The sequence below is a fragment of the Frankia sp. R43 genome (assembly GCF_001306465.1).
Lineage (GTDB): Bacteria > Actinomycetota > Actinomycetes > Frankiales > Frankiaceae > Parafrankia > Parafrankia irregularis.
On record NZ_LFCW01000001.1, the window covers coordinates 258661 to 271342 of the forward strand.

Consider the following 12682-nt stretch of genomic DNA (forward strand, 5'->3'; position numbering starts at 1 on the left):
ATGTCGAAGTCGATGGACGAGGCGATCTACGCCTTCACCGGAATGCGGCTGCCCAGGGCCAGCACCAGGATGATGCTGGCCCTCGCCGACATCCTGGACGCGGCCGCCGACGCCGTCGACCAGCTCGCCCTGGCCCTCCTCAAGGTCATCCGGGCGGTGCGGACAACCGTCGACAGCAAGGCCGGGCGGCGCTTCGTCGCCCAGACCGCGCAGTTCGTCGTCGACGAGCCGAAGGTGCTGCCGCAGGGCGGCAACCTGCTGCGCGCCGCGGCGGCGATGCTGCGCGCCCAGGCCCTGCAGATGGAGCTGACCCGCAAGCAGGGCTTCGTGATGTTCCTGTTCATGCAGATCCAGCTCGCGATCGCGGCGATCGAGGCGGCGTTCGGCGCGGGTCCCGAGGCCGCCGCCCGCGTCGCCGCGACCCGCACGTTCATCCAGCGGATCCTCTCGCTGGAGTTCGCCATGACGGTCGCCAAGATCACCGCGATGCAGATGCTGTTCATGCCCGGCTCGTCGATCGTGGCTCAGGTCTGGCAGATCATCGAAGGCAAGCGTGACGATCTGGACGGCGACGAGACCTGGCACATGATCAAATATGGCCTGGCGGCAGCGGCCACCTCCGTCGTCGCCGTACCGGGGCTCCAGGGCGCCATGAACAAGTGGAACCAGCTCCTGATCAATCAGGGCGTCCACGGCGGCGCGGCGAACCCCTTCGCCGACCTGTTCTCCTCCACCCTGGCGTCGATCCTGCTGGAAAGCGGCGGGGGCTTCTTCGCCGCCGGAATGGTGGACGGCGACTGGAGCGGCAAGAGCATGGTCGACGACATCATCTCCGGGACGACCGAGGGATCGACGGAGAGCGTCGCCCGCGGCGGCGGCCGCGCCGCCGGGCGCGGCATCCACGGACCCGGCGCTGATCCCAACATCGCCGCGATCCAGGAAATGCTGAACAAGCTGGACGTCTCCGGCCTGGACGGCAACGGCGGTCGCGACGACGGCGGCGACCCCCCCGGTCCCGGCGGCGACGACGGCCCCGGCGGGACGTCGGCGAACAACGGCTCCGCCGGGAACAACGGCGCCAACCCGAACAACGGTGCCAACTCGAACAACGGTGCGTCCTCGAACGGCGGGCCCGGGGGCGGCGGCGGTCTCGCGGGCGGGAAGGACACGCCCACGGTGAACGTGCCCCCGCTGGTCATCGCGCCGCTGGCCGGTGCCGCGGAGCAGGGCAACCACCCACCCCTCGCCGGCCCGGACCACCCCACCGGCGACGAGCCCGACGCCTCGACGGTCCCCCCGATCGGCGGGCCGCCGGCACCGGTGCCGATCCCACCGTTGACGATTCCACCGATCAACCTCGACCTCAGTGCCAGCGCGAGCTCCAGCTTCGACTTCGACGACGACGCCAGCTCCGTCGTCTCGGGGGTATCCGACACCTGGTCCGTGAACAGCGGAGCGTCGAACGACTCGGTGATCAGCCGGCTGACCGACCCCGACGACTACGAGCCGGCGGCGCCACTGATCACGCAGCCCGCCCCGGACTCGCCGCCGGCCTCCGCACCCGGCCCCGGCAGCTTCGACGGTGCCAAGCCCGGCGCGGGCACACCCGCCGCCGGGCCACCCGCGCCTGGAGCACCCGCCGCCGGACCCTCCGGCAACGACGCGCCGCTCTCGTCCAGCCCTCCCGGTCAGGGCGATCCGGTGCCGGGTCTCACCACCCGCCAGGATCCGCCCCCGCTGGAGCCGCCGGCACTCGACCAGCCGCCCGGGGGAGCGCCGAGCGGCTCCGAACCCCCGGCCGTTCCCCCCAGTTCCCCCAGTCCTCCCGGGCCACTCCCGGCACCCGGGCAGCCGATGCCCGCTGCCGGCGGGGCGCTCGACTCAGCCGTCCCGGCCGGCGCGCAACCACCGGGCGGTGCCCCCGATCCCCGTCCCGGACCATTGCCGCCGACGGCACCGCCATCCGCGAACCCGCTGCCGGACGTCCCCACCTCCGCCGCGCCCGTCCCGAATCCGACGCCGCCAGTACCCGCGGCGCCGGTGCCCCTGCTGGACGGACCGCCGGCACCCACGCCCGCGCCGGCCGTACCGCCAGTGCCCGCGCCGGCCCCCGCGGTTCCAGGGCTCACCCCACCGGCACCCGCGTCCGCATCCGCTGTGCCCGCGATTCCGGCGCCTGTCCCGCCGTCGGCACCGGCCCCGGCACCCGCCGCGCCGCCGCCGGCACCCGCCGCGCCACTCGGCGGCTGGGCCCGCGGCGCCGACCCGACACCGCGGGCGACCGCACCCGTGGACATCACTCCCGTGGAGACCCCGTCCGCGGACACGGTGTCCGTCCTGGGCACGCCAGAGGCGCGCGAACCGCACGGGTTGGTGGAACCGACCCCGGACCCGGACGCGATCACCCCGGTGGTCGGCGATCACGTCCCGGCGGCACCGCCGCGCCCGCCGGACGACCTCGAGCGCGACCTGCTGCGGCTGGTGCACATCGAGTTCCAGCGGAACCCGCTCCCGCGAACCGTCTCCGACGACGAGATCCTGACCGCGTTCCGGGAGCTCGGCGCCCAGTCCGCCGTCCAGCGGACGCCGGTCCGGACGCTGGCCCCGCTGGTGGCCGACAGGCTGCGCGGCGCACCGCCGGGCGGGCTTGCCGGTGGCGCGCCCGGTGACCATGCGGACGCTGCTCCGCCCATGGAGTGGCCGCGATTCACGGCGGTCTCGCCGGGCCCCTCCGCCTACGAGAGCGAAAGCTCGTCATCCGAGCCGCCCGAACCCCTGAACCACGTGACGGTGGACGGCCGCGGATACCGGGTGGAGCACACAGCGCCGGGCAGCGACTCGTTCATCAGCGCGCTGATCGCCAGCCTGCGGGGCCAGCGGCCGGGGCAACTCGGCTCGATGTCGGAGCCGGAGTTCCGGGCCTTCCTCGCCGACTGGTTCATGGGCCCCGAGGGGGCGTCGATCCGGCTCGGGCTGGACGAACCGACCGGTGACAGCCGTCTGCCCGTCATCAGGAATCTGCTGGCCGGTCTCGACGACGCGGCCCTCGCGACGGTCCTCGAAAGCCCACCGGACGGTCAGCTCGATCCCGACCACATCGAGGCCCTCGTCATCACCGCGATCACGAACGATCCGGCCGGCTTCGAGTGGCGCCGGTTGCTGCAGCTGTCTCCCGCGCTGGCGCCGGTCGGTGATCGCGACAGCCTGGCGGGAGCTCGGCTGAGCGACGTCGTCGCGACGGCGATCCGCACTCCGGGGATGGAGCACACCCCGCTCTTCGAGCCGGTGCCGTCCGTCGCGGCCGGCGCGCTCGGGGCCGAACTCGCCCTCGTCTCACCGACGTACGGCGGAGGCCTGGTCACCCGCACGATCAACCGGCTCGACACCCCGGAGACGACGCTGCGTCTGCTGTTCAACGGGGCGGCCCGCTACGACGCGCTCGTCCCCGCGCCGGAGCCGGCGCCGGCGCCGGACACCGGACGACCACGAACCGGTGACGACGAGGCCCGCCCGCAGACGCAGACGCCCACACCGTCTCAGCCCGTGGCGAGCCCACCAGGCGACGTCGGCCACCGGGCCGACGGCCCGCAGCCCGAGCCGCAGCCCGCACCCCTGGAGGCGGAATGGTCCGGAGACGACCACGTGATCGTGGACGGCCGCCGCTACCGGCTGAAACGGACGTCCTCGCTCGGTGGATCCTTCATCGACTCGCTGATCACCGGCGCCGGCGGCCTGTTCCCACCCATCCCACTCGGCCGCCTGACCAACGAGGAGATCCGGGATGACCTGATCAACTGGCTCGAGGAGCCGGGACCCGGCAGGCCGGCGATCCTGGACGCGCTGAACGACCCGCGGAGCGGCATCCACCAGGACATCATCCGGGGCCTGGTCGCCGGCCTCGACCCGGCGGGCCTGACGACCGTCCTCGGACCCCCGCAGGGCAACCAGGACGGCCGGGACGGTGCCGGCAGTCCCGTCGAGCCGGAGGCCCTGCGGGAGCTCGTCGTCGCCCAGCTGATCAGCGACCCGTTCGGCGCCGCGTGGGTCAGGCTGCTCGAGACAACCCCCGCGCTGGACCCCGTGGACCACGTCCGCGGCGACATGCTGGACTTCCGGATCGACCTGCTCGTGGCCGCGGCGCTCTTCACGTCGGCGCTGGGACAGAGCCCGTTCTTCGAGGTGGTGCCCGCCCTCGCGGCGCAGCGGTTCGGCGTCGAGCTCGTCATCGTCAGCCCGGCACCTGGCGGAGGCCTGACGACCGAGGTGGTCAGGCCGCTCAGCGGACCGCGAACGGCCTCGATCCCCCTCTTCTCCGACGGGGCGGGCCACTACGGCGCACTCGTCCCCGCGCCCGTGAGCGCGCGGACCGCTGCCCCACCGGTCGTGCAAACCTCCGGGAACGACGGCGTGCTCGTCGACGGGCGTGGGTACCGGGTGGAACCCGCGGCGCCGGACGGTCCCGGCTTCATCACCGCGCTGGTGGCCAGCGCACGCAGCCAGTTCCCGGACACCGCGCTCGGCCGGCTGACCGAGGAGGGGGTTCAGGCGGCGCTGACGGACTGGCTCGCGCGACCGGGGCCCGACGGGCGTCCGCTGGCGGGGATTCTGGACGATCCGGGGGGCGGTATCTACCTGGACATCGTCCGGGAGCTGGCGGCCGGTCTGGACTCCGCGGGTCTGACGTTCGCGCTCGGGCGTCCGCCGGACAGCGCCGGGCGTTCGCCGGACGGCGAGGCCGATCGGGCGATCGATGACGAGCTCGCGGCCGCGGATCTCATCGTCGAGCTGATCGGCGATCCCTTCGGGGCCGCGTGGACCCGGCTGCTGGAGGTGTCGCCCGCGCTGGCGCCGCTGGGTGACCGGCGCGGGGAGATGGTGGGCCTGTCGATCAGCGAGCTGGTGGCGGCCGCGGTCAGTACTCCGGAGCTGTGGCGGACGCCGTTCTTCGGCCCGGTACCGGCCCTGGTGGCGCGCGCCCTCGGCGTCGATCTCACCCTCGTCATGCCGGCACCGGTCGGTGGTCTGACCGCAGAGACGCACCACGGGCTCGACGGACCACCGGCGGACCAGACCCTCCATCTCTTCTACGGCGGGCGGAACCGCTACGGCGCGCTCGTCCCCACCCCCGTCCCCGCAGCCGCCCAGGCACCCGGCGGGTCCGACTCCGCGACGCCAGCTCCAGATCAGCCCGAAGCCGCAGAGCAGCCCGAAGCCGCGGGACGGCTCGAAGCGCCCAGTACCGTGGCGCCGTCGCCGGGCGACCCGGACGTGATCACCGGCGCGCCCGCGGACGAGCCCGCGGCGCCGCCGTCACCGGTGCCGGACGAACCGGGCCCGCTGTCCGCCGGCGAGGAGCCCGGTTTCCGGCCCGCCGGCGCACCCGGTGACCACAGCGGCGACCGCCGGCCGTGGGAACAGATCCGGCTCACCCTCAACCTCGGCGAAGGCGTCCTCACCGTCACCCTCGCCGACCTCAGCCCGGCCGAACAGGCGCTGCTCACCGCGTTCGCCGACCAGATCGCCGCCGAGGCCGTCCACCGGGCCGACAACGGGCTGCCGCCGCTCACCGTCCACCTCGAAGGCGGTGCGAGCAACGAATCCGGCGACATCTTCCGCGCCTACATCGACGGCAACGAACGGGCCGACGCCACCATCCGGATCCTCACCCCCCTGATCGCCGCGCGCCTCGCCGACGCCGGGCTGCCCGCCGCCCTCGTGACCTTCGAGGGCGGCAGCCGCGGCCCGTTTCCCACCCGCGCCCCGGGCCACGCCCCCGACGGGCCGGCGGCATCCGTGTCGGCGGCGGAGCAGCGGCAGGTCCTCGGCTGGCTCACCGAAACCGGCGCGTTCCCGGCCGGCGGCGCGTCGACAGCCAGCACCAGCACCAGCAGCAGCAGCGGCCCAGGACAGTCCCCGCCAGAACAGCCCGGATCGGAACGGTCCGGGTCAGAAGGGTCCGGGTCGCAGCAGTCTGGATCCGAGCAGTCCGGGGCCAGCCGGAGTTCGGCCAGCGGCTCCGGTGAGCAGCCCAGGATCGGCAGCCTGACCATGGACGGTCACACGTTCCTGGTGGAGCGGACGGCCCCGGACGGCCCCGGCTTCATCGACGCGCTGGTCACCAGCGCGCGCAGCCAGTTCCCGGACTCCGCCCTCGGCCGCATGACGGACACCGAGATCCAGGGCCTCCTGACCGACCGGCTCCAGGGGACGGGACCCTCCGGGCTGCCGATGCCGCACCCGCTGGACGACCCGCGGAGCAGCGTGCACCAGAGCATCGTCCGGGGCCTGGTGGACGGCCTCGACACCGCGGGCCTGACGGCCGTCCTCGGACGCGCGCCGGGCAGTCAGGGCAACCCGGCGGTCCTGCGGGATCTCGTCGCCACCCGGCTCACCATCGAACCGTTCGGCGTCGCCTGGAACCGTCTGCTCCAGCTTTCCCCCGCGCTGGACCCGCTCGGCGACCTCCGTGGCAGGGTTCTGGGTTCCCGGATCAGTGAGATCGTGGCGGCCGCGACCAGTCTGCCGGGGCTGTCGCGGACACCGTTCTTCGAGCCCCTGCCCGCGATCGTGGCCGGCGCGCTCGGCGTGGAGCTCGTCCTCATCGAGCAGAGACCCGACGGCGACCTGCGCGCCGCCATGCACAACGGCACCGGCAGGCTGGTGCCCGACCGCAGCCTCTACCTCTTCCGCGACGGACAGGGCGGCTACGACGCGCTCATCCGCCCGCGCGTGCGCCTGGGAACCGAAGACCTCCCGGTCGTGGAACGCTCCGGGGACGACGCCGTGACCGTCGACGGGCGTGGGTTCCAGGTGGAGCCCACCGCGCCGGATGGTCCGAGCTTCGTCGACGCACTGGTCACCAGTGCGCGCAGCCAGTTCCCGGACACTCCGCTCGGCCGGCTGACCGGCGCGGGGGTCCAGCAGGCGCTGACGGACTGGCTCGCGCGACCGGGGCCCGACGGGCGTCCGCTGGCGGGGATCCTGGACGACCCGGAGGGCGGCATCTACCTGGACATCGTCCGGGAGCTGGTCGCCGGTCTGGACTCCGCGGGTCTGGCGTCCACGCTCGGGCGTCCGCCGGACAGCGCCGAGCGTTCACCGGACAGCGCCGAGCGTTCGCCGGACGGCGAGGCCGGTCGGGCGATCGACGACGAGCTCGCGGCCGCGGATCTCATCGCCGAGCTGATCGACGATCCGTTCGGGGCCGCGTGGACCCGGCTGCTGGAGGTGTCGCCCGCGCTGGACCCGCTGGGTGACCGGCGCGGCGAGATGGTGAGCCTGTCGATCAGCGAGCTGGTGGCGGCCGGGATCAGTACTCCGGAGCTGTGGCAGACACCTTTCTTCACGCCGGTACCGGCGCTCGTGGCGCGTGCACTCGGCATCGATCTCACACTCGTCGTGCCGGCACCCGTCGGCGGTCTGACGTCCGAGACGCACCACGGGCTCGACGGAACACCGGCGGACCAGACGCTCTATCTCCTCCACGGCGGACCGGGCCGCTTCGACGCACTCGTCCAGGCATCCGGCGGGTCCGGATCCACCACGCCAGCCCCAGGACGGCCCGAAGCGCTCGGCACCGTCATGCCGCCGCCGGACGACCCGGACGTGATCACCCGCGCACCCGAGGACGAGCCCGCGGAGCCGCCGGCACCGGTGCCGGACGAATCGGTGCCGCCGACACCCACCGAGAACGAACTGATCAGCCGGGTCCGGGTCCACCTCCAGAACCGCCCCGCCGGGCGCAGCATCACCGACCAGGAGATCCTCGAGGTCTACCGCCCTTTGACCCAGCAGACGGAACACCACCGGACGACGGCTCCCGAGTTCGCCACTATCGTCAACGCCCGCCTCCGCGGCGAGGAACCCGGCTTCCTCCATGCCGGTGCACCCGGCGACCACAGCGACAACCGCCGGCCGTGGGAACAGATCCGGCTCACCCTCAACGTCGACGAGGGCGTCCACTCCTTCACCCTCGCCGACCTCGGCGCGCAGCAGCGGGCACAGTTCATCGCCTTCGCCGACCAGATCGCCACCGAAGTCATCCACCGCGCGAACACCAGGGAACCGTCCTTCATCCTTGACCTCGAAGGCGGTGGGAACGGCCGCCCCTTCCAACCAGCCCGCGCGATCCGCAGCGGCGACCGGCGCGCCACCTCCAGTGCCGCGATCCTCACCCCCCTGATCGCCGCGCGCCTCACCGCGGCGGGCCTGCCCCCCACCCTCGTCACCATCCGCACCACCAGCCGCGGCGCCCGCCCCACCCACTCACCCGTCCACGCCACCAACGGTCGGGCAGCCACCCCGTCCGCGGCCGAACGACGCCAGGTCCTCGGATGGATCACCGAGGCCCCGGCCCCCGGCCCAGCCCCGGTCAACGCCGCCGAACCGGCCAGCGGCCTCGAACCGGCAGATGCCATCGCCGCGCCGACCACCGGCCCCACTCCCGAGACGACCGACGTACCGCAGACCGGTGAGGGCGGGCCGCGCCACCCGGAGCAGACCCAGCCCGAACCAGGGCCGCGCCACCCGGAGCAGACCCAGCCCGAACCAGGGCCGCGCCACCCGGAGCAGACCCAGCCCGAACCAGGGCAGACCCAGCCCGACCCGGGCCAGCCCCAGCCCGACCCGGGCCAGCCGCGGCCCGCACCCGAGCGGACCCGGCCCGGCCCGCACCCGTCAGACGGTTCCACCCAGCAAGCCGAGAACCCGCCACCCGGGCCCGCATCACCGGCCGCGGACCAGGCCGGAGACGGTCACATCACCGTGGACGGCGTCAGGTACCGGATACATCCCACCGCCCCGGACAACCACTCCTTCATCCACGCGCTGATCACCAGCGTGCGCAGCCAGTTCCGGAACTCCTCGCTCGATAACGCGACCCGGTGGAGTTTCCAGCGCGACCTGGCCGGTTGGCTCGCCTCGCCCGCCGGGGAACCGGCGCGAGCCACGCTGAACGACCCAGCCGGCCAGCAGTACGTTTCCATCATTCGGGAGCTGGTCGCCGGTCTCGACGACGCCGCCCTCACCACGGTTCTCGGCGACACTCCAGGCAATCAGACCAGTCCGGACCACCTCCGGTCCCAGGTGATCGCCGGGCTCACCGCCGAACCGCACGGCGACATGTGGAACCGGCTGCTCCAGGTGACCCCCGCGCTGGCCCCCCTGCGCGACCGCAGCATCCTGACCGGCCTGCGGATGGGCGACGTCGTGGCACTGGCGATCGGCACCGACGACCTGTGGCGGACACCCTTCATCGCCGCGGTACGGGAGCTCGTGGCGCGGGCCTTCCGCATCGACCTCACCCTCGTCGGGCCGGATGGCGGGACGGTCACCTTCCACGGGCTCGACGAGCCGGCGCCAACCCGGCCGCTGTACCTGTTCCACGACGGTGCTGGCCACTATGACGCCCTCGTCCAGCCGCTCGCGGAGAACCCGGACACCGAGGAACCACCGGTCGCCCAGGAGAACGGCGACAACCACGTCCTCGTGGACGGTTCCCGGTACCGGGTGCGTCCCACCGCCCCGGGCGGCGGCTCCTTCTTCGAAGCGCTGATCACCAGCACACGCAGCCAGCTGCCGCACCTCCCACTCGGCCAGCTGAGCCAGGACGGCGCCCGCGAGTGGCTGAACTCCTGGTTCAGCCGGGGAGGAAGCGATGGCTGGAGACCCAGGATAACCCTGGACGACCCGCAGAACAGTTTCCACCAGGACATCGTTCGGGGGCTGGTCTACGGCCTCGACGACGCGGCTCTGAACACAGTTCTCGCTCTCCCGCCGGACACTCCGGCTAATACGGCTAATACGGCCGGTCCGAACAGCACCTCGCGGGATCTCGCTGTCTCCGCGCTCATCAACGAGCCGTACAGCGACATGTGGCATCGACTGCTCCAGACAACCCCGGCACTGGACGACCTGGGCGCCGACCGCAGCCTGTTGGTGAATCACTACCGGATCGGCGAACACGTTTCCGTCGCGATAGCCATGACGCCGAGGTACCGGACGCCGTTCTTCCGGCCGGTACCCGCGGTCGCGGCCGGCGCACTCGGCGTCAACCTCACCCTCATCAGCCCGGCGCCGGGCGGAGGCCTCACCACCAGCAGCATCACCTGGCCCACCAACGGGCCACGGCCGAGGCAGCGGCTCTACCTCTTCGACAACGGAAGCGGCAGCTACAGCGCCCTCACCCACGAACCCGCCGACCTGAACGCCCCCGGGCCTGCTCCCGAGGCGGCGCAGCCCAGCGCATCCGGACCTGCCGCGCCGGGCCCAGAGCGCCCGGACAACTCCCGCATCAGGATCAACCCCGACCAGCGCACCGTCTTCACCGCGGACACCGCCGAACTCGCCGCCGGCCTGACCCCCCTGCCGCACGTCACCACCCTGTTTTTGCCTCGAAACCCCGACGGCCGAATCGGCCTTCCCACCCCGGCCGAAGAAAACCCGCAGGCTCTCACCGTGACCGCTCTGCGGGAACTACTGGAAATGGCTGGCTGGCAGGGCGGACCAGTGCAGTTCTGGATTCCGCCGGAATCCTTCTATGCAGAATCCACATACAGCACCGAATCATCGTACTCGGAATCGTCCTACGCCAGATCCTCAATTGCGGGATCCTCCACCGCTGAATCGTTCCGCACAGATCCAGCCGACCTGGGGCTGTCGGACGGGGAACCAGTCCACGTCAACCCGGACGGCGAGGAGACAGCCGGCCCGGAAGAGACCCGGGAAGAAACCCGGGCGGAGGCGCTGGACGGACAGCTGGCATCGTTCGCCGAAACGCTGCGCACCGAGATCTGGGTACCCGCTCCGGGTGCCCAGCCACGTGTGGAGAACGGCGCGCTCCGTACCGACGGAAGCCCCTTCAGCTGGCGCGCCAGTGTTCCCAGCTTCCGCCGCGAGCCACTGGTCACCCCGGCGATCTGGCTGACCCCCCACCAGGACGGGAGCCTGGCGCCCTCCGGCGACGGCCTGGTCCGCTGGCAAGAGGGCATGGCGCTGATGACACTCGACGCCTACCTGGCAGCCCTGCCCGTCCTGCAGCACCTGGCGCAACGGCACGAGCCCGGAATCTTCGACGTCGTCTTCGCCAACGGCTCCGCGGGCGCCGGCGCACTTGCACCCGAGGGGGACCCCAGCAGCCCGGAGGAGCGCATCTTCGGCACGCTGCGACAGGCCGGCTATCAGGGCGAGGACCTGCGAATCTGGGTGACCGGGGGCCTCGGGGAGACCCAGCCCGCACTGCGGGCACTCGCCAACGGGCTCAACATCGAGGTCCTGTTCCCAGCTCCCGGCAGTGCGCCGTCCTTCCACGGCCCCGCCGCCCCGCCCGCCGGGAGCGGGCGGCCACGGCTCGTCACCGCCGAGGGAGCTCCGGGCACCTGGCAGAGTCTGAGCCGGGCGGACGACCACGACGCCAGCAGATGGCACTCCGTCAACGGTGTGACACGCCGACGTACCGACCCCGCGGTCGTCCACCTGCCCGCCGGGTTGATTCTGCTCCCGCCCGGCGGTCGCGGAAGGTTCCCGGTACCCGAGGACATCCCCACCCGCCCAGACACCTTCGAGATCCGCGGCGACACCTTCAGTCTGAATTCTCGCGGCACGGCGCTCGAGGTCGGCCGCTTCGACGGGTCGTTCTTCGAACTGCCCGCCGCCGACTTCCCGACCTTCCTCGCCGCACACGGCTGGAACGGCCAACCACTGGTCCTCACAAACCCTCCCGAAACCTTCGACCAGCGGCGGATCTGGGCCCAGATCGGCGCGGCCGCCGGGGTACACGTGTTCGCGCCGTCCCCCACCGCCGGGCTGGCAAGGACCACCCTGAACGGCGCCACGTTCCTGACACCCACCCAGACGAACCGGTCCCCGCGCTGGCAGGTGCTCCACAGCCCGGACGACTCCCCGCCACCGCTGGTGACGGAGCCCCTCGGACGACTGTGGCCACCGAACGCCCCCGTCTGGTTGCACCTGGCCGCCTTCGGCCTGGCCTCACCCACCCCGGCGCTGCTCAACCAGCACCCGCTGCGAAACCCCGAGCTTCCCTACTCGCCCTCGGTCTTCGTGCTGGACCTCCCGGTGCTGCCCGACGGCCGGCTGGGCCTGATGTTCAGCGAGGATCCGACGGATTCAGGACCACCCGTCCACCATTTCGAGCCGTCGTTCCGCGACGGCACGGTGCGCCCGCTCTTCCCGCAGCTGGCACCCACACTGGCCACCCGGATCCACAGCACACCGGCACCCCGCGGCAGGACGTCGCCCGGCGGCACGACACCGCCTGGGAGCACGACACCGGCGATCACAGCGGTGATGCTCTGGTCACAGCCCCCGAACCCCACGCCCCCGACCTCCGCACCCCCGAACTCCGCCGAGGCAGCGCGGGTGGCCCGGGCGGCCCGGGCGGCCATCGCCACCTTCGACCGGGATGTCCAGGCACTCGCGAACCTGCTCGGGCTCCCGGTCATCCGGATCGCCACCGGAGCCGACCCGTTCCTCAACGGGCACGTGCCGAGCAGCGAGGTGCAGCCGTCCGGCCCCCAGCGCCGGGCACCGCAGACCGAGCTCGTCACACCGCAGCGGCGCAACGAGCCGCCGCAGCCAATGGGACCGGTGCAACCAACGGAGCCGGCGCAGCCAACGAGACCGCCGCAGTCAACGGGACCGGTGCAGTCAACGGGACCGGTGCAGC

1 protein-coding gene (cut by a window edge) is annotated in these 12682 nt (G+C 72.7%); it reads left to right on the forward strand.

Going from position 1 to position 12682, the window contains the following annotated elements:
* Positions 1 to 12682: the 5' end (the start) of a hypothetical protein gene (locus ACG83_RS45195; protein ID WP_054564277.1), read on the forward strand. Its footprint extends 22490 nt past the window's final position; 12682 of the gene's 35172 nt are visible here — the first part of the coding sequence; it begins with the start codon at positions 1 to 3; its stop codon lies beyond the right edge, outside the window.